Source organism: Sphingobium wenxiniae (assembly GCF_007830065.1).
GTDB lineage: Bacteria > Pseudomonadota > Alphaproteobacteria > Sphingomonadales > Sphingomonadaceae > Sphingobium > Sphingobium wenxiniae.
The window spans coordinates 407,327-424,946 of sequence record NZ_VLKK01000001.1; the positions used below are offsets into that span (position 1 = coordinate 407,327).

The 17,620-nt window shown below is 64.2% G+C and carries 18 protein-coding genes; 9 read left to right on the forward strand and 9 right to left on the reverse strand.

The window, feature by feature from the left end; genetic code table 11:
• Positions 1 to 13 precede the first annotated feature (13 nt).
• Positions 14 to 1,360 (forward strand): methylenetetrahydrofolate--tRNA-(uracil(54)-C(5))-methyltransferase (FADH(2)-oxidizing) TrmFO, encoded by a 1,347-nt coding sequence (trmFO, locus tag IQ35_RS01965; protein ID WP_021243872.1) that lies wholly within the window; start codon positions 14 to 16, stop codon positions 1,358 to 1,360.
• A gap of 73 nt (positions 1,361 to 1,433) precedes the next feature.
• Here trmFO and IQ35_RS01970 read toward each other — a convergent pair whose 3' ends face one another.
• Entirely contained in the window at positions 1,434 to 1,898 is a 465-nt protein-coding gene (locus IQ35_RS01970; protein WP_021243871.1) for an EF-hand domain-containing protein, read from the reverse strand.
• Positions 1,899 to 1,920: 22 nt separating this feature from the next.
• On the reverse strand, positions 1,921 to 2,562 hold the full coding sequence (locus tag IQ35_RS01975; RefSeq protein ID WP_145071810.1) for a hypothetical protein: 642 nt from the start codon (positions 2,560 to 2,562) through the stop codon (positions 1,921 to 1,923).
• A 292-nt stretch (positions 2,563 to 2,854) separates the two neighbouring features.
• Between IQ35_RS01975 and IQ35_RS01980 the strand changes: the two genes are divergently transcribed.
• From IQ35_RS01980 to IQ35_RS01990, 3 genes are read left to right on the forward strand one after another with little or no spacing between them, the layout of a single operon-like run.
• The gene (locus IQ35_RS01980) at positions 2,855 to 4,915 is read left to right on the forward strand and encodes a pilus assembly protein (protein WP_021243868.1); all 2,061 of its coding nucleotides are present in this window, start codon (positions 2,855 to 2,857) and stop codon (positions 4,913 to 4,915) included.
• A 50-nt stretch (positions 4,916 to 4,965) separates the two neighbouring features.
• A complete protein-coding gene (locus IQ35_RS01985) occupies positions 4,966 to 5,517 on the forward strand; it encodes a TadE family protein (protein WP_242003268.1) in 552 nt (183 codons plus the stop codon).
• A gap of 11 nt (positions 5,518 to 5,528) precedes the next feature.
• A complete protein-coding gene (locus tag IQ35_RS01990; protein WP_145071812.1) occupies positions 5,529 to 6,215 on the forward strand; it encodes a TadE/TadG family type IV pilus assembly protein in 687 nt (228 codons plus the stop codon).
• 52 nt (positions 6,216 to 6,267) lie between these two features.
• Here the strand turns inward: IQ35_RS01990 and IQ35_RS01995 are convergent, their stop codons facing one another.
• The 4 genes from IQ35_RS01995 to eno form a co-directional block, all read right to left on the reverse strand.
• Positions 6,268 to 7,656 (reverse strand): pyruvate dehydrogenase complex E1 component subunit beta, encoded by a 1,389-nt coding sequence (locus tag IQ35_RS01995; RefSeq protein ID WP_145071813.1) that lies wholly within the window; start codon positions 7,654 to 7,656, stop codon positions 6,268 to 6,270.
• A complete protein-coding gene (pdhA, locus tag IQ35_RS02000; RefSeq protein WP_145071814.1) occupies positions 7,656 to 8,729 on the reverse strand; it encodes a pyruvate dehydrogenase (acetyl-transferring) E1 component subunit alpha in 1,074 nt (357 codons plus the stop codon). Before pdhA ends, IQ35_RS01995 begins: the two co-directional genes overlap by 1 nt.
• Positions 8,730 to 8,828: 99 nt before the next feature.
• The gene (locus tag IQ35_RS02005; RefSeq protein WP_021243863.1) at positions 8,829 to 9,140 is read right to left on the reverse strand and encodes an FtsB family cell division protein; all 312 of its coding nucleotides are present in this window, start codon (positions 9,138 to 9,140) and stop codon (positions 8,829 to 8,831) included.
• A 77-nt stretch (positions 9,141 to 9,217) separates the two neighbouring features.
• Positions 9,218 to 10,492 carry a phosphopyruvate hydratase gene (gene eno, locus IQ35_RS02010; protein WP_021243862.1) on the reverse strand — a complete coding sequence of 425 codons (1,275 nt, stop codon included), beginning with the start codon at positions 10,490 to 10,492 and terminating at the stop codon, positions 9,218 to 9,220.
• A 223-nt stretch (positions 10,493 to 10,715) separates the two neighbouring features.
• On the opposite strand from eno, the gene IQ35_RS02015 reads away from it, so the two are divergent.
• The 5 genes from IQ35_RS02015 to IQ35_RS02035 all read left to right on the forward strand — a co-directional run bounded on the left by IQ35_RS02015 (position 10,716) and on the right by IQ35_RS02035 (position 12,975).
• Positions 10,716 to 11,303, forward strand: coding sequence for a hypothetical protein (locus IQ35_RS02015; RefSeq protein ID WP_145071815.1), 588 nt, complete (start codon positions 10,716 to 10,718; stop codon positions 11,301 to 11,303).
• Between the two features lie 49 nt (positions 11,304 to 11,352).
• On the forward strand, positions 11,353 to 11,727 hold the full coding sequence (locus tag IQ35_RS02020; RefSeq protein ID WP_031290630.1) for a hypothetical protein: 375 nt from the start codon (positions 11,353 to 11,355) through the stop codon (positions 11,725 to 11,727).
• Entirely contained in the window at positions 11,724 to 12,038 is a 315-nt protein-coding gene (locus IQ35_RS02025) for a hypothetical protein (protein ID WP_021243859.1), read from the forward strand. The genes IQ35_RS02020 and IQ35_RS02025 overlap by 4 nt, the downstream gene beginning before the upstream one ends.
• Entirely contained in the window at positions 12,031 to 12,672 is a 642-nt protein-coding gene (locus tag IQ35_RS02030) for a DUF883 family protein (RefSeq protein ID WP_145071816.1), read from the forward strand. Before IQ35_RS02025 ends, IQ35_RS02030 begins: the two co-directional genes overlap by 8 nt.
• A gap of 78 nt (positions 12,673 to 12,750) precedes the next feature.
• Entirely contained in the window at positions 12,751 to 12,975 is a 225-nt protein-coding gene (locus IQ35_RS02035) for a DUF4170 domain-containing protein (protein ID WP_021243857.1), read from the forward strand.
• A gap of 64 nt (positions 12,976 to 13,039) precedes the next feature.
• Here the strand turns inward: IQ35_RS02035 and IQ35_RS02040 are convergent, their stop codons facing one another.
• The 3 genes from IQ35_RS02040 to carB all read right to left on the reverse strand — a co-directional run bounded on the left by IQ35_RS02040 (position 13,040) and on the right by carB (position 17,597).
• Positions 13,040 to 13,678 carry a rhomboid family intramembrane serine protease gene (locus IQ35_RS02040; RefSeq protein WP_031290629.1) on the reverse strand — a complete coding sequence of 213 codons (639 nt, stop codon included), beginning with the start codon at positions 13,676 to 13,678 and terminating at the stop codon, positions 13,040 to 13,042.
• Between the two features lie 25 nt (positions 13,679 to 13,703).
• A complete protein-coding gene (gene greA / locus IQ35_RS02045) occupies positions 13,704 to 14,180 on the reverse strand; it encodes a transcription elongation factor GreA (protein ID WP_021243855.1) in 477 nt (158 codons plus the stop codon).
• Between the two features lie 81 nt (positions 14,181 to 14,261).
• Complete coding sequence (gene carB, locus IQ35_RS02050; protein ID WP_145071817.1) at positions 14,262 to 17,597, reverse strand: carbamoyl-phosphate synthase large subunit; 3,336 nt, start codon at positions 17,595 to 17,597, stop codon at positions 14,262 to 14,264.
• Positions 17,598 to 17,620 lie beyond the last annotated feature (23 nt).

Here is a 17,620-nt window from a genome sequence, read left to right on the forward strand (position 1 = left end):
CGCGGCGCGGCATATGACCGGTCATCAGGTCCACATCATCGGCGGCGGCCTTGCCGGGTCCGAAGCGGCATGGCAGCTGGCGCAGGCGGGCGTGAAGGTCCGCCTGTCCGAAATGCGCGGTTCGGGCGACATGACCCCGGCGCACCAGACCGACGGGCTGGCCGAGCTGGTCTGCTCCAACAGCTTCCGTTCCGATGATGCGGACCGGAATGCGGTGGGCCTGCTGCATCAGGAAATGCGCCGTCTGAACTCGCTCATCATGGCGCAGGCGGACGCGGCGAAGGTGCCCGCCGGATCGGCGCTGGCGGTGGATCGCGACGTCTTTTCCCAGGGCGTCACCCGCGCCCTTCGCGATCATCCCCATGTGGAAGTCGTGCGCGAGCGGATCGACGCCCTGCCCGGCGAAGGCCTGACCATCGTGGCCACCGGCCCGCTGACGGCTCCGGCGCTGACGGCCAGCATCGGCGCGGCGGCGGGCATGGACCATCTCGCCTTCTTCGACGCCATCGCGCCGGTCGTCCATTTCGACAGCATCGACATGGACCAATGCTGGATGGCGAACCGCTGGGACAAGATCGGCCCCGGCGGCGGCGAGGGCAAGGACTACATCAACTGCCCCATGAACCGGGAGCAATATCAGGCTTTCGTCCAGGGCTTGCTGGACGGCGAGAAGACGCAGTTCAAGGAGTGGGAGAAGGATACCCCCTATTTCGAAGGCTGCATGCCGATCGAGGTGATGGCGTCGCGCGGTCCCGAAACGCTGCGGCATGGACCGATGAAGCCCATGGGCCTGGACGACCCGCGCACGGGCCGCTGGCCCTATGCCGTGGTGCAGCTTCGGCAGGACAATGCGTCGGGCACGCTCTGGAACATGGTCGGCTTTCAGACCAAGCTCAAGCATGGGGCGCAGCTGGAATTGTTCCGCACCATTCCCGGCCTTGAGAAAGCGGAGTTCGCGCGCCTGGGCGGCCTTCATCGCAACACCTTCATCCAGTCGCCCAAGCTGCTGGACGCCACGCTGCGCCTGCGGAGCGCCCCGCATATCCGTTTCGCCGGGCAGATGACCGGCTGCGAAGGCTATGTCGAAAGCAGCGCCATCGGCCTGCTCGCCGGGCGGTTCGCGGCGGCGGAGCTGCTATGCCGCCCGTTCGCCCCGCCCCCCGCCGATACGGCGCTGGGTGCGCTGCTGGGCCATGTGACGGGCAATGTCGCAACGGCGGACTATCAGCCGATGAACGTCAATTTCGGCCTGTTCCCGCCGCTTGACGATGTGAAGAAGAAGCAGCGCAAGGAAGCCATGACCGCCCGCGCCCGCGCGTCGCTCGGCCGGTGGCTGGGCGAAGCATTGCAGCCTGTCTGATGTCCGCAAACCACTCGAAATCGGCCATCACGTCGAAGCGTTTGCAAAATGATATCATCGCCGACGAATTAACTCAGCATTTGCATCGGGGCTTGGGCGACCGTTTGGGCGCCGTGGCGGCGAACTCGGCCGGGGTCAGCTTGCCGTTTCCATCGGCGTCCGCCTTGGCGAAGCGGTCCGCCGTCGCCGCCGCCCATTCCTCGAAGGACAGGAGATTGTCATTGTCCTTGTCCAGCGCCTTGAACGCCTTCACCCGGCTGCCCATCATCTCCACGCGGGTGATGACGCCGTCGCGGTTGCGGTCATAACGGGCGAAGCGCTTCTCCTCTCGGCTTTGCGGGCTGGCTTCGGCGGGCATGGGCGGCGCTTTGCCCACGGCATCGGGATCGCCTTCGGGCAGGTCCTCGACCGCCGGCGGCGGCGGAGGCCCGACCAGCGCCTGCGGCAAAGGCCCGCTCCGCGCCCGCCCCTGCCACCAGAACAGCCCGCCCGCCACCAGCAGCAGCGCGGCCATCGCTCCGGCCAATATCCGTGTCATCGTCGATCCCCCTCCCCTTCTTTCAACGTCCGCGCAGGGCAAGCGCGATCAGGCGCAGATACAGCCCCGGCGTCAATGCGGGCGGAGCGCGCCGCCCCTTCGCCACATCCGCGCGCGCAAGCCCGAAGGCGATCCGCAACGGTTTCCAGGCCGCGGGCCATGGCAACGCTGCGCCGGGCAGATGCCGCCGAGCCAGATCGACCGCTTCGCGCGCCAGATCCCCGTCGCCGCCATGCCCCGACAGATCCCACAGCGCCCAGACCGCCCCGGCCCGCGTCAGCCAGTCCGGCACATCCTCCCGCCCCACCAGCGCGCGGAACAAGCCGCCGCCCCGTCCCGCCGCGAAGGCGGCAAGGTCGGCATCCCCCAGCAGGGCCTCCCATCCGTTCAGCCATGGGACAAGCCCCGGCGGCGGCGCGATGCCCGCCGCGCGCATCGCATCGATCAGCGGCTCCCCCCGCCCTTCGACGCCGGATTCATCTTCCAGCGCCTGCCCCCACCAGGCCAGGCGAATCTGCCCGATCATCGGCTCGCTGGTGGCGGCGGCCAGCGCCGCCATCCGCCGATCGAGCGCCCACAGCAGCCGATGCCGCCGCGCGTCGCGCCCGGCATAGGCGCTCAGCAGGCGGGCGAGGGGAGCTATTTCGAAATCGGCTGGCGGCATGACGAAGCGGCTTCAACTGAATGGAATGCCTGAAAGACGGCACAGCCCAGCTTTGAAGATGGCCCGCGCCCAAGACAAGCACCCTGTTATCAAATAGTAACCGCCCGATACAGGCGCTTTCCATATTGTCAGGGAAAATGCCCTCCATGTCTTCGGGCAGGACAGGCATGGCGTTCGATCCTGCCTTATCCGTTCCTTAACCACCGATACGCTATTTGCGCATTTTCCGTCATCGTCTTTGGGGGCGATGAGCATGATCCGATGTGTTCGGACCAGCAGGTGATGAGCGGCGATGAGCGAGAAAGCAGTCAAGAGCACGGGTTTTCTGGGGCGGTTACGGCGCGATGCGTCGGGCAATACATTGGCGATCGTCGCCGCGGCCATATTCCCCCTTGCCGCGATGATCGGCGGGGGCATCGACATCAGCCGCCTCTATCTGACCAAGACGCGCCTGCAGCAGGCTTGCGACGCGGGCGCGCTGGCCGGGCGGAAGGCGATGTCCGGCATCACCTGGACCGATGCGAACAACATCGTCGCCGAACAATTCTTCCACATGAACTTCCCCGATGGGCGATACGGGACGGGCACGACCGCCGTCGATTATAGCGCGTCCAATACGGGCGCGGTGACGGGCACAGCCAGCGTCGTGGTGCCGATGACCTTGATGTCGCTGTTCAACATGCCCGACAAGACGATCCACGCGGAATGCACGGCGGACCTGCAATTGCCCAATACGGACGTCATGTTCGTGCTGGACACGACCTTGTCGATGAACGATGCCAATCCGGGCGACAGCCAAAGCCGCATCGCCGTGCTGCGCGAAGCCGTCAGCAATTTCTACACCGAATTGCAGAGGGTGAAACCAGCAGGCAGCCATATTCGCTACGGGTTCGTTCCCTATTCGGGAACGGTCAATGTTGGAACGCTGCTGAAGCCGGACTGGCTTCAGGACAATCCTATCTATGACTCGCGCGAGGCGGATGGCACTGCCGACCTGACCACAACCTCAACATCGGGCGGCGGCGTGCAGCCCGATACGATCACGACTTACTCATCGTGGGAAATCTTCAGCGGTTCATCCGGTCAAGGCACGCCATATAATGGGCCAGCGGAAAACTGTGTCGCCCCGGCCAATACCCAGACAGACAAAACAGTCAATGGGAGCTGGACTCCGAGTTCAAGCGCCGTGCCGCGTTCTCGTGTCAACACACGCACACGAAACGGCACAACCTATACCGCCAAGCTTTTAAATGGCGTGTGCACGATCACGCCAACCGTTTACAACAATCTGGTCGAAAAGCGGACGGAAACGGTCGACAAAAACCCCAATGCCGGCGAACCCATTCCCGTAAAGGAAACCACCACCACCACCACATATTACCAATGGATATACAAACCGATTCCCTATGATATTTCCGCCCTGAAAGCGACCGATAGCAACGGAAACGTCAAGGGCAGCAGCTTCAAGGCGCCAGTTGAGAACGGGAACGTAACCGGCCATCCCAGGGACCGCACCATCACCTGGAACGCGTCCAACGGCTGCATCGAGGAACGCGGCAACCCGTATGACATGGACGTCGATCTGGTGCCCAACCCCGGGCAACCTGAAACGCAATGGAAGCCCTATCTGCCGCGTCTTGTCTATGGCCGCAATCAGACGACAACAGGATATCAGCAGCCCGCACTCACTGGGGTCAGATACCCTGCTGCCTGGCTCAATAGATGGGCGTTTAGCGGATCGCCGCAAACCAAGACGCGCGATGTCAGCATCACCGCTACAAATTATTACACGCCGTCAGTCGACCTGACGCAATCGGGGGCCTGCCCTACTGTTGCCCGCAAGCTGTCGGAAATCGATGCCAATACGCTTAACACATATCTTAACAGCCTCACGCCGGCGGGCTTCACATATCACGACATCGGCATGTTGTGGGGCCTGCGCCTGATGTCGCCCAACGGTCTGTTCGCATCGGAACATGCGGCCGCCGCCGCCTCAGGCAAGATCGCCCGCCACCTGATCTTCATGACGGATGGCCAAACCGACACGCGTATCGGCGCCTATGACGCGTGGGGCGTATCGGCCATGGCGCGGCGACGCACGCCCACCGACCGCGTCCCGACCGATGACGAACAGAACGAGATCACCGAAACACGGCTAAGGGAGCTTTGCACGCTCGCGAAAAACGACAAGAACATCACCGTCTGGGTGATCGCGTTCGGCACCGATCTCACCAGCCTGCTCACCAATTGCGCGTCGTCCGGGCGGGCCTATCAGGCGAACAATGCGGCGGAACTGACGGCGACCTTCTCCCAGATCGCCTCGCAGATCGCGCAGTTGCGGATCACGAAATAATGGCAGGCCGCAGGGTTCATTTTCCTCGTCTGGCAAGGGACGAGCGCGGCGTGACGGCGATCGAGTTCGCCATCGTCGCGCCCGTGCTGCTGGCGATGCTGATGTTCCTGTTCGACACGGGCTATTACCTCTATGCGAACGCCGTGCTTGCCGGGGAGATGAACGCGGCGGGGCGCGCTTCCACGCTGGAAACCGCGACGGACGAACAGCGCGACACGCTGGACCAGCATGTCAGCGATGCAGTGAAAAAGCTCGTGCCCAATGGCGAACTGCGTTTTCAGCGCACCGCCTATATCGACTATGGGCGCGCGCAGGCCAAGGCGGAAGCCTTCAAGGACGAGAACGGCAACGGCGTTTGCGACGCCGGCGAAAGCTTCGATGACGCCAACCGCAACCATGTGCGGGACCTGGACTCGGGCATCAGCGGCGGCGGCGGCGCGAAGGACGTGACGGTCTACACGGCCACGCTGCGCTATGACCGCATCTTCCCCATCGCAAGCTTCATGGGATGGGGCAAGGACGTCACCATGTCCTCCACCACCTTGTTGCGCAACCAGCCCTTCGACAAGCAGATCGAACCGTTGATCGGCACATGTTTGTGAGGACCGCCCGGATGTCCGTTTCCGCCCGCATCGCCGGAAAGCCCGAACGCCCGGAGGGATATTGCCGCCGGGCGCTCCATCGCTTCCGGCGCGACCAGAGCGGCCTTGCGCTGGTGGAGTTCGCCCTTTCGCTGCCGATCCTCCTCATCCTCGTCACATCGGGCCTGGAGCTGGCGAACTATGTCATAACGACCAAGCGGATCGGCGAAATCGCCGTGCTGGTCGCCGACAACGCTTCCCGCATGGGGGCGCAGAGCGCGCTCAACGACAAGCAGATCAGCGAAGCCGAAATCAACGATGTGTTCATCGGGGCGGATATGCAGGGCGGCGGGCTGGACTTCGCCACGCGAGGCCGGATCATCCTGTCCAGCCTTCAGCAGAACGAAGAAGGCGGCCAGTGGATCAAATGGCAGCGCTGCTTCGGCGCCCTGCCGCATCCTTCATCCTATGGCGATGAGGGCGACGGCGAAACGGGCACCAGCTTTCCCGGCATGGGTCCCGAAAATAACCGCGTGACGGCGGCGGAAGGCACGGCGGTGATGGTCGTGGAAATCAGCTACCGCTACCGCCGCATCCTACCGCTGCTAGACTTGCCGCTGCACGACATTTCCGAAACGGCGGCCTTCAACGTGCGTGACAACCGTGACCTGACGGGGGTCCAACCCAGCGAAGATGTGACGCCGTCCACCTGCACATGATGGATCGGGGAGGAGGGAGACGGCGATGAGCCGCCGTCCCCATCCTTGCCGATCAGCTTTTGTAGCACACTTTCCTGACCGCCTGAACCACGCGCCCCGCGTCGATCAGCGCGGCCTTTTCGAGGTTTGCGGCATAGGGCAGCGGCACATCCTCATTGGTGACGCGCAGCACCGGGGCATCGAGGTCGTCGAAGCCCTGCTCCATCACCACAGCCGCGATCTCCGAAGCGATCGAGCAGGTCGGCCAGCCCTCCTCGACCACCACCAGCCGGTTGGTCTTCTTCAGGCTTTCCAGCACCGTCGCGGTATCGAGCGGGCGCAGCGTGCGCAGGTCGACGACCTCCGCCTCGATCCCCTCGCCCGCCAGCGCCTCGGCCGCTTCCAGCGCCACGCCCACGCCGATCGAGTAGCTGACCAGCGTCACATCCTTGCCTTCACGCACGATCCGCGCCTTGCCGATGGGCAGGACATAGTCGTCCACCTTCGGCACGTCGAAGCTGCGGCCGTAGACCAGTTCGTTTTCCAGGAACACGACCGGATCGTCGGACCGGATCGCCGCCTTGAGCAGGCCCTTGGCGTCGGCCGCGTCATAGGGCGCGATCACGATCAGGCCCGGCACGGACGCATACCATGGCCCGTAATTCTGGCTGTGCTGCGCGCCCACGCGGCTCGCCGCGCCGTTGGGGCCGCGGAACACGATGGGACAGCGCATCTGGCCGCCGGACATGTAATTGGTCTTGGCCGCCGAATTGATGATGTGGTCGATCGCCTGCATCGCGAAGTTGAACGTCATGAACTCGACAATGGGCTTGAGCCCGCCCATAGCCGCGCCCGCGCCGATCCCGGCAAAGCCATATTCGGTGATCGGCGTGTCGATGACGCGCTTGTCGCCGAACTCTTCGAGCAGGCCCTGCGTCACCTTATAGGCGCCCTGATATTCGGCGACTTCCTCGCCCATCACGAAGACGCGCTCGTCCGCGCGCATTTCCTCCGCCATCGCGTCGCGCAGCGCTTCGCGAACGGTGGTTTTAAGATATTCGGTGCCTTGGGGCAGGTCCGGATCTGCGATGGTGGCCTTGGCTTGCGTGGCGAGCTTGGCCGTGCCGCTCTCCGCCTTCTTCGGCGCGTCGGGCGCGGCTTCGGGCCTGGCGGGCGGCGCGCTTTCCTCGGCCTTGGGCGCGGTCTCCGCGCTCTCACCGTCCTCGCCCGCCATTTCGGCGATGACGGTGCCGACCTTCACGCCCTCGGTCCCTTCGGGCACGACGATTTTGCCGATGGTGCCTTCATCGACCGCTTCGAACTCCATCGTCGCCTTGTCGGTCTCGATCTCGGCCAATATGTCGCCGGACCGCACTTCATCGCCTTCCTTCACCAGCCATTTGGCCAGCGTGCCTTCCTCCATGGTCGGCGAGAGCGCCGGCATCTTGATTTCGATACCCATCAATATTGCTCCACCAGCACGTCGGTATACAGTTCGTCGAGGTCAGGTTCGGGCGAGCTTTCCGCGAAATCCGCCGCGTCGCTCACGATCTTGCGGATGTCCTGATCGATCTTCTTGAGCTCCTCCTCGCTGATGCCGGCGGCTTCCAGATGCTTCTTCGCGCCTTCGATGGGATCGGATTTCTCCCGCACCTCCTGCACTTCCTCGCGCGAGCGGTATTTGGCCGGGTCGGACATGGAATGGCCGCGATAGCGATAGGTCTTCATTTCCAGCAGGATCGGGCCATTGCCGTCCTTCACCCATTTAAGCGCCTCTTCGGTCGCCCCGCGCACGGCGAGCACGTCCATCCCGTTCACCTGCAAACCTGGAATGCGGAAGCTTTCGCCCCGGCGGTAGAGCTGGTCCTCGGCCGAAGAGCGGTTGACGCTGGTGCCCATGGCATATTGGTTGTTCTCGATCACGAAGATGATCGGCAGCTTCCATAGCTCGGCCATGTTGAAGCTTTCGTAGACCTGTCCCTGATTGGCCGCGCCGTCGCCGAAATAAGCGACGCACACGCCGCCGTCGCCCCTATATTTATGCGCAAAGCCCAGCCCCGCGCCCAGCGACACCTGCGCGCCCACGATGCCGTGGCCGCCGTAGAATTTGTGATCGACGCTGAACATGTGCATCGACCCGCCCTTGCCCTTGGAAATGCCCGCCTCGCGGCCCGTCAGTTCCGCCATGATGAGCTTGGGATCGATGCCATAGGCCAGCATGTGCCCATGGTCGCGATAGCCGGTGATGACGCTGTCCTTGCCCGGCTCCAGCGCCGACTGGATGCCCACGGCGACCGCTTCCTGCCCGATATAGAGGTGGCAGAAACCGCCGATGAAGCCCAGGCCGTAAAGCTGCCCCGCCTTTTCCTCGAACCGGCGGATCAGGACCATCTGGCGATAAAATTCCAGCAGTTCCTCCTTGCTCGCCTTGTAGTCGACGGGCGCGTCCGGCCGAGGCCGATTATGGTCGGCTCCGGCTGGAATGGCCGGCTTGGGCTTGGCGCGGGAAGGACGCGGCGTGGTTGGTTTCGCCAAGACTATATCCTCTTTGCGTGGATGGTATGACAGAAAGGCCAGATATAGCGGCACGAAGCGCGGCAATGCAACGCCGCAAGCCGCATTAGGCATGGAACGTCAGTTCAGCGGAACGATGACTTCGTCATGATGAACGACGCCGAGCTGGCGGCGGATCAGTTCATCGCTGAGGTCCGGATCGACGCGGCGCGGATCGAGCAGGTCGACCCGGTTGCGAAGCTCCTGCCGGTGCGCCTCCACCTGTTTCAACTGGACGCGCGCGTCGCGCAGCTGGCGGGTATAATCCCCCCATGCCAGCACCCCGTTGGAGCCAAGCACGACATAGCCCGCGAACAGGATGAGGAGCAGCACCGCGATCGCCGGACCAAAGGCCGAAAAGAGCAGGAGACGAAGCTTCGCGATGTGGGCCATACAGCCGATGAATCACAGGAAAAGGCGGGCCGCAAGCGAAAAATCATTTATCTTGCGGCCAACCGTTGAAAAGGGCCTTAACGGAAGATCGAACGCCCCGCATAGACCGCCACGTCGCCCAGTTCCTCCTCGATGCGGATCAACTGGTTATATTTGGCGAGCCGGTCCGAACGGGCCAGCGATCCGGTCTTGATCTGCCCGCAATTGGTGGCGACGGCGAGGTCGGCGATGGTCGCGTCCTCCGTCTCGCCCGAACGGTGCGACATGACGGCGGTGTAGCGCGCGCGGTGGGCCATATCGACGGCGGCGAGCGTCTCCGTGAGCGTGCCGATCTGGTTGACCTTCACCAGCAGCGAGTTGGCCAGCCCCTTGCCGATGCCCATGGACAGGCGCGCGGGATTGGTCACGAACAGGTCGTCGCCGACCAACTGGACCTTGCCGCCGATCTTGTCGGTCAGCGCCTTCCAGCCTTCGAAATCATCCTCGCTCATGCCGTCCTCGATCGACTTGATCGGATAGTCGGCGCACAGCGCGGCCAGATAGTCGGCCATTTCCGTGGGGCTGAGCGACAGGCCCTCGCCCGAAATCTCATACCGGCCGTTCTTGAAGAACTCGGTCGCCGCGCAATCGAGCGCCAGCACCACATCGTCGCCCGGCGTGTAGCCCGCCTTCTCCACGCTCGCCATGATGAAGTCGAGCGCGTCGCGGGTCGAGGCGAGGTTGGGCGCGAAGCCGCCTTCATCGCCCACCGCCGTCGCCAGCCCCTTGTCATGCAGGCCCTTCTTGAGCGTGTGGAAGATTTCCGAACCGATCCGCACCGCGTCGGCGATGCTTTCCGCGCCGACCGGCATCACCATGAACTCCTGGAAGTCGATGGGATTGTCGGCATGTTCGCCGCCATTGATGATGTTCATCATCGGCACCGGCAGCACATGGGCATTGACGCCGCCGACATAGCGGTAGAGCGGCAGGCCGCGCGCGTCGGCGGCCGCCTTCGCGGTGGCGAGGCTGACGCCCAGGATGGCGTTCGCGCCGAGGCGGCTCTTGTTCTCCGTGCCGTCGAGCGCGATCATCGCCGCGTCGACTTCGGCCTGATCCTCCGCGTCGAGGCCGACGATCTGTTCTGCGATTTCGTCATTCACGGCGGCGACCGCGGCCAGGACGCCCTTGCCCAGATATTTGGAAGCATCGCCGTCCCGCTTCTCGACGGCTTCATAAGCGCCGGTCGAAGCGCCCGAAGGCACGGCGGCGCGGCCGAAGCTGCCATCCTCCAGCATCACGTCGACTTCGACGGTGGGGTTGCCCCGGCTGTCCAGAATCTGACGGGCATGGATGTCGAGAATGGCGGTCATGATCGCTCCTGAAAATGCTGTGCGGCGGCTTTTCGCGCTCCGCTTAGCCAGCACCTGCCCTCTTTGCAATGCAGGGGCTTGCAACCGGGGCAAAAATGCCGATGCTCTAAATGGTAACGGCAACGGAACTACAGGCAGCCGCCGTGCATTAGCATGGAAACGGCGTTTCCGCCCGGCGATCCGCCGCTGCCCAACAGCCTGATGTGAAGGGAGACAATCGACCATGGCCGACACCAGCGACACGCCCGCCAAGAAGGGCAGGAAAGCCGCCGCAACCAAGACGCCCAATGTAAAAGCGGCCACGGATTCCGCGCCGGTCAAGCCGGCCGCCACCCGCGAGGCACCCGCCGTGAAGGCGGAGAAGGCCGAAGGCGCCGGCTGGAGCGCGCAGATCGCCCCCATCAAGGCGCAGGCGGAAAAGGCGGCAAGAAGCGCGAAGGACAAGCTGAACGCCGTCGACTGGAAATCCCATATCGATCCATTGAAGGAACAGGCAGGGAAGACCGCGCGCTCCGCCGCGACCGCCGCGAAGGGACAGACCGGATCGGCCATGCAGAGCCTTGCGAAGCTGATCTCCGAAACGGCGGGCACGGTGGATGCGAAACTGGGGCCGCAATATGGCGACTATGCCCGCCAGGCCGCCGAATCGGTCGCCGGGGCCGCCGATGCGCTCGACAGCAAGGATGTCGACCAGCTCATGGGCGAAGCGCGCGACTTCGTGCGGAAAAGTCCGGCGGTCGCCATCGGGGCGGCGGCGGTGGTCGGCTTCGTGCTGATGCGCCTCGCCAGAGGCTCTTCGGACGAAGGCTGAACCTTCCGGAACCGGCCAAATGCCCTGACCAGAGCGGGCGGAGGAAACATTGACGCAAGAACCGGCGGATATGGTGGAAGCGCCGCAGCCCGATGGGCACGACGAATCCGTCCGCGACAGCATTGCCCGCCTCTATGCCGACGGCCGCGCCTATGCCGAGGCGGAGGTCGAGCGGCAGAAGCGGCGCGCGGGCATCGCAGCGGCGGGCGTGCGCGATGCCGCCCTATTGGGAGCGGCCGCCCTGATGCTGTCGTTCGGCGTTGTCGTCGCCGTGCTGGTGGGCCTTATCCTCAGCCTGGCGCCCGCGCTTGGGCCGCTTGGCGCGACGGGCGCGGTGCTGGGCGGAACGCTGCTGGCGGTTCTCATCCTGCTGCTGCTGGCGAAGGCGCGGATCGGCCGCATGAAAAGGGCGATGAAGCCATGAACCGCGAAGCCGCCTATCGCCAGGCCGTCGCGCAGGCCGAAGAGAAGAAGGCGCAATTTCTGCTGTCCGCCCAGGCCGCGAAGGCCCGCGTCGCCCCTGCCCGGCTGAAACAGGACGCAAAGGACAAGGTGATTTCGCTCGCGACGGACGGGGCCGCCCATGCCGCCGCCAAGGTGCAGGAAAATCCGGTCGCCGCGGGCGCGGGGCTGACCGCCTTCCTTCTCTATCTTGCCCGGCGTCCCTTGGCGGCACTTTTCCACCGCCTGCACGTTCGTTGGAAAAATCCCAATCCGGAGAATGAAGATGGCTGACATCCAAACCCAATTGACCCGCGCTCGCGATGCGGCGAACGATATCGCCGCAGGCGCGACGGACCGGCTGCGCGACACGCGTGACAGCGCCGGGGAAGCGCTGGCCAATTCGCGCGAACGAGCCAGCGCCGCCTATGCCGACGCCCGCGACCGCACGCAAAAGGTCGCGGCGCGCGCCAATGAGATCGTGCAGCAGCATCCCGTCACCGCCGTGGCGGGCGCGGTCGCCGCTGGCGCCCTCATCGCCTGGATGTTCCCGAAAAGCCGCAGGATGATGAAAGCCCTCCCCGCTCTGGCCGTCACCGCCGGGGGCCGTGTATTGGAGGCCGCCGCTGCCGCCCGCGCCACAGCGACGGAAAATGCGAGCGCCGCGAAAAGCAGCGCCGCCGACGCTTTCCACGCAGCGAGGGACAGCGCGGGCGAAACCCTCCACACCGCGCGCGAAACCGCCGGCGTCGCGCTTCAAGCCGCAAAGGAGAATGCGGCCGAATTTGCTGCCCATGCCCGCGAAAGCGCGATGGCGGCCGATCTGCCGGGCAAGGCGTCCCGCCTCGCAGACGACGTGATCGCCCTGGTCGCCGCGAAAGCCGATGCCGTCAGCGACGCCCTCAAGGCGCGATTGCCGAAACGGTAATCGCTCCTGCCGGGGCTTTCCCTTGGACGCTCCGGCAAGCGCTGCTAATAGCCCGCCCTGATCCATGAGGAGAAAGTCATGAGCAAGCTGCATCTTGTGATGGGCGGGCGTGTCAAAAATCCCCAGACCCTCGAATTCGAGGACCTTAACGCAATCGATATCGTCGGCGTGTTTCCCGACTATGCCAGCGCCGAAAAGGCATGGCGCGGCGCGGCGCAGCGCACGGTGGACGATGCCGAGATGCGCTATGTGATCGTGCACCTGCACCGCCTGCTGGAGCCGGAACTGCCGACGACGGAATGAGGGTTTGGGGGAATGCGGTGGCGGGGTGGCAGGCAGTCGTCGAAGACGGCAGGCCTGCGAGCTTTCAATTCACAGGCTGGGGCCGCTTTCGGAACCGCCAACGTAACAAGGGCCGCGTCAGCGCCAGCCCCACCAGAAAGCCGCCGATATGCGCGGCAATGGCGATCTGTCCCAGACCGCCCATGCCGCCCGCTGTCGCAATGCCGATCATCAACTGAATCGCGATCCAGCCCGCCGCCAGCCACAATACCCGCACCAGATTGGCGGACAGCGGCCCGATCCGCCGCACATTCTGCTGGCTATAGAGCAGCGAATAGGTCGCGATGACAGCGGAAATCGCCCCGCTCGCGCCCACCATCGGTGCGGTGGAGCCGGGATCGACCGCCCACTGCACCAATGTCGCGCCATAACCGCCCGCGACATAGAGGATCAGCGTCCCCCAGCGATCCAGCACATGCTCCACCTGCCGCCCGCAAAAGACCAGCATCAGCAGGTTGAATCCGATATGCAGCCAGCCCGCATGGATCAACGTGCAGCTGAGCGGCGTCAGCCATGCCGGCACCGCCCACATGCCTTCGAGAAGATGGGGATCGCCGATCCGGGCGGGGATGAACCCGCCCATGATCGCGGCATTGTCCACCTGCCCGGTCAGATACAAGAGCAGGAACGCGGCGAAGGTGATCGCCGCGATTCCATTGGTCATGCGGCCGATCGGCAGTCTCACGGGATTAGAGGAACGCGATCTTGTCGACCAGGTAGAATTTGTCGCCCGACGGGACGGACACTTCCACCTCGTCGCCGACTTCGCGGCCGATCAGCGCCCGGCCCAGCGGGCTGTTATAGCTTATCATGCCCACCTTGGCGTCCGCCTCGGCCTGGCCCACGATCTGATATTGGACCGGCTTGTCGTCCTCGTCCCGCAGAGTCACCGTCGCGCCGAAGATCACCTTGTCGCCCGACAGCGTCCTGGGATCGATGACCTGCGCGCGGGACAGCTTGTCCTCCAGATCGGCGATGGTGGCTTCGACCTGGCCCTGCCGTTCCTTCGCCGCGTGATATTCGGCATTTTCCGACAGGTCGCCATGCGCGCGCGCTTCTTCGATCGCATCCACGATCAGAGGCCGCTCAGCCTTCAACTCGCGAAGCTGCGCCGTGAGCTTGTCATAGCCCATCTGAAGCATCGGCATCTTCTCGACGGTCGCCATTATTGCAAATCCTTCGTCAAAACTTCCCTCCGGCGGCCTCATCCAAGAGGTCGCCCGCAGCGTGTTCCTTCATGCAGGGGGTCAGGCTTGCGGCCTTGGATAATAGGACTGGAGCGAGCGCACTTCAAGGGCGTGACCGCGCAGCGCCTCGATTGCGTCCACCGCGGCCAGGCTGGCGGCCGCGGTGGTGAAGATCGCCACCTTCTGCCGCAGCGCGCTGGTGCGGATCGCCTTGCTGTCCTTCAACGACTGCCAGCCTTCGGTGGTGTTGAAGATCAGGTCCACGCCGCCATCGCTGATCCGGTCGACGATGTGCGGGCGGCCCTGCGCCACCTTGTTCACCGTTTCGACGGGGATGCCGTTTTCTTCCAGGAAGCGCGCGGTGCCGCCTGTCGCGACGATCCCGAAGCCCATGGAAACGAGCTTGCGCGCGGCAGGCAGGATCACCGGCTTGTCGCTGTCCTTCAAGGAGACGAACACCGTTCCTTCCGTCGGCAGCACCGTGCCGGCACCAAGCTGCGATTTGGCGAAGGCGGTCGCAAAATTACTATCGATTCCCATGACTTCACCCGTGCTTTTCATTTCCGGTGAGAGCACCGGATCGACGCCGGGGAAGCGCGCGAAGGGGAACACCGCTTCCTTGACCGCGATATGGCCGATGGCATTGCGGTCGATCTTCGGCAGGTCCTTGAGCTTCTCGCCCGCCATCACGCGGCTCGCGATCTTGGCGATGGGCGTGCCGATGGCCTTGGCGACGAAAGGCACGGTGCGGCTGGCGCGCGGGTTGACCTCGATCAGGTAGACGGTGCCGTCCTTGACCGCGAACTGGATGTTCATGAGCCCCCGGACATGCAGCGCGCGGGCCAGCACATCGGTCTGCCGCTCGATCTCCGCGATGATGGCGTCGGGCAGGCTGTAGGGCGGAAGCGAGCAGGCGCTGTCGCCCGAATGGACGCCCGCCTCCTCGATATGCTGGAGCACGCCCGCGACCACCACATCGTCGCCGTCGCACAGCGCGTCCACGTCCACCTCGGTCGCGTCCCGCAGATACTGGTCGATCAGCACCGGCGAGTCGCCCGAGACCTGGACGGCGGTCGCGATATATTCCTCAAGCTGCGCCTGGCCGTCGACGATCTCCATCGCGCGGCCGCCCAGCACATAGGACGGACGCATCAGCACTGGATAGCCGATGCGGTTGGCGACCGCGATGGCTTCCTCGCGCGAGCGGGCGATGCCGTTGGCGGGCTGCTTCAATTTCAGCTTGTCGATCAGCGCGGCGAACCGCTCGCGATCCTCGGCAAGGTCGATGGCGTCGGGCGAGGTGCCCAGGATCGGAATGCCTGCATCCTCCAGCGCCTGCGCGAGCTTCAGCGGCGTCTGCCCGCCGAACTGCACGATGACGCCGACCAGCGTGCCGTTCGATTTCTCGACCTCCAGAATCTCCAGCACGTCCTCAGCCGTCAACGGCTCGAAATAGAGGCGGTCGGACGTGTCATAGTCGGTCGAAACCGTCTCCGGGTTGCAGTTGATCATGATCGTCTCATAACCCGCCTCGGAAAGCGCGAAGCAGGCATGGACGCAGCAATAGTCGAACTCGATCCCCTGCCCGATCCGATTCGGTCCGCCGCCCAGGATGACGACCTTCCGCGCATCGCTCGGCTGGGCTTCGTTTTCGGCCTCACCGAAGATCGGCGCTTCATAGGTCGAATACATATAGGGCGTCTTCGCCTCGAACTCGGCGGCGCAGGTGTCGATCCGCTTGAAGACCGGGCGCACGCCGAGCCTATGGCGCAAGCTGCGCACTTCCTCCTCCGTCACGCCGCCGGTCATGGCGACGACCGCCTCATGGATCAGGCCGGACCCGCGCGCGATACCCCGCTCCATCCCCCGCAGATTGGCGGATTTGAGCGCCAGCCACGCCAGCCGCTTGTCGGAAAAGCCCATGGATTTGAGGCGGCGCATCCCGTCCGCATCCTGCGGCAGGCCGTTCGCCAATATTTCCGCTTCGGCGTCGACGATCTCCTTGATCCGTTCCAGGAACCAGGGGTCATATTTGGCGACGGCGTGGATTTCCTCGACGCTGAGGCCCGCGCGCAACGCCTGCGCGGCGACCAGCAAGCGATCGGGCGTCGGCTGGGCCAGCGCGGCGATGATGTCGTCCCTGGACGCGCCCTCCAGATGATCGACATTGTTGAAGCCGGACAGGCCCGTTTCCAGCCCCCGCAATGCCTTCTGCATCGATTCATGGATGTTGCGGCCAATGGCCATCACCTCGCCCACCGACTTCATCGCGGTGCCAAGCAGCGGTTCGGCCCCCTTGAATTTCTCGAAGGCGAAGCGCGGGATCTTGGTCACGACATAGTCGATGGTCGGCTCGAAGCTCGCGGGCGTCGCGCCAGTGATGTCGTTCTCGATCTCGTCCAGCGTATAGCCGACCGCCAGCTTCGCCGCGACTTTCGCAATCGGGAAGCCAGTGGCCTTCGAGGCCAGCGCGGAAGAACGGGAAACGCGCGGGTTCATCTCGATGACGACCAGGCGGCCGTCCTTCGGATTGACTGCGAACTGCACGTTGGAACCGCCTGTTTCCACGCCGATTTCACGCAGGACCGCGATGCTCGCGTTCCGCATGATCTGATATTCCTTGTCGGTCAGCGTCAGCGCGGGCGCGACAGTGATGGAGTCGCCGGTATGGACGCCCATCGGATCGATATTCTCGATGGAACAGATGATGATGGCGTTGTCGGCGCGATCACGCACCACCTCCATCTCATATTCCTTCCAGCCGAGCAGCGATTCCTCGATCAGCACCTCGGTCGTGGGCGAAGCGTCGAGGCCGCCCCGCACGATGCTCATGAACTCATCGCGATTATAGGCGATGCCGCCGCCCGTGCCGCCCATGGTGAAACTGGGACGGATGATCGACGGCAGGCCGGTGAACTCCAGCGCCTCCATCGCCTCTTCCATCGTGTGGGCGATGCGCGAGCGGGCGCTTTCCAGGCCGATCTTGTCCATGGCGTCGCGGAACTTGATCCGGTCTTCCGCCTTGTCGATCGCCTCGGCGTCCGCGCCGATCATCTGGACGCCATATTTCTCCAACGTGCCGTCATTGAACAGCGCCAGCGCCGTGTTGAGCGCCGTCTGCCCGCCCATGGTCGGCAGCACCGCGTCCGGCCGCTCCTTCTCGATGATCTTCGCCACGATTTCGGGCGTGATCGGCTCGACATAGGTGGCGTCGGCGAATTCCGGGTCGGTCATGATCGTGGCCGGGTTGGAGTTCACCAATATGATGCGATAGCCCTCTTCCTTGAGCGCCTTCACCGCCTGCGTGCCCGAATAGTCGAACTCGCACGCCTGGCCGATGATGATCGGCCCCGCGCCGATGATGAGGATGGAGGAGATGTCGGTGCGTTTGGGCATTATTCGGCCTCTGATTTATAAGG

Bases quoted from the DNA above. Each gene is read 5' to 3' on its own strand.
- IQ35_RS02005 (WP_021243863.1), bottom strand. From the start codon at position 9,140: ATGGCCCACATCGCGAAGCTTCGTCTCCTGCTCTTTTCGGCCTTTGGT.
- IQ35_RS02030 (WP_145071816.1), top strand. From the start codon at position 12,031: ATGGCTGACATCCAAACCCAATTGACCCGCGCTCGCGATGCGGCGAAC.
- IQ35_RS02040 (WP_031290629.1), bottom strand. From the start codon at position 13,678: ATGACCAATGGAATCGCGGCGATCACCTTCGCCGCGTTCCTGCTCTTG.
- IQ35_RS02025 (WP_021243859.1), top strand. From the start codon at position 11,724: ATGAACCGCGAAGCCGCCTATCGCCAGGCCGTCGCGCAGGCCGAAGAG.
- IQ35_RS01995 (WP_145071813.1), bottom strand. From the start codon at position 7,656: ATGGGTATCGAAATCAAGATGCCGGCGCTCTCGCCGACCATGGAGGAA.
- IQ35_RS02015 (WP_145071815.1), top strand. From the start codon at position 10,716: ATGGCCGACACCAGCGACACGCCCGCCAAGAAGGGCAGGAAAGCCGCC.
- IQ35_RS01980 (WP_021243868.1), top strand. From the start codon at position 2,855: ATGAGCGAGAAAGCAGTCAAGAGCACGGGTTTTCTGGGGCGGTTACGG.
- IQ35_RS02035 (WP_021243857.1), top strand. From the start codon at position 12,751: ATGAGCAAGCTGCATCTTGTGATGGGCGGGCGTGTCAAAAATCCCCAG.
- greA (WP_021243855.1), bottom strand. From the start codon at position 14,180: ATGGCGACCGTCGAGAAGATGCCGATGCTTCAGATGGGCTATGACAAG.
- eno (WP_021243862.1), bottom strand. From the start codon at position 10,492: ATGACCGCCATTCTCGACATCCATGCCCGTCAGATTCTGGACAGCCGG.
- carB (WP_145071817.1), bottom strand. From the start codon at position 17,597: ATGCCCAAACGCACCGACATCTCCTCCATCCTCATCATCGGCGCGGGG.
- trmFO (WP_021243872.1), top strand. From the start codon at position 14: ATGACCGGTCATCAGGTCCACATCATCGGCGGCGGCCTTGCCGGGTCC.
- IQ35_RS01970 (WP_021243871.1), bottom strand. From the start codon at position 1,898: ATGACACGGATATTGGCCGGAGCGATGGCCGCGCTGCTGCTGGTGGCG.
- IQ35_RS01975 (WP_145071810.1), bottom strand. From the start codon at position 2,562: ATGCCGCCAGCCGATTTCGAAATAGCTCCCCTCGCCCGCCTGCTGAGC.
- IQ35_RS01990 (WP_145071812.1), top strand. From the start codon at position 5,529: ATGTCCGTTTCCGCCCGCATCGCCGGAAAGCCCGAACGCCCGGAGGGA.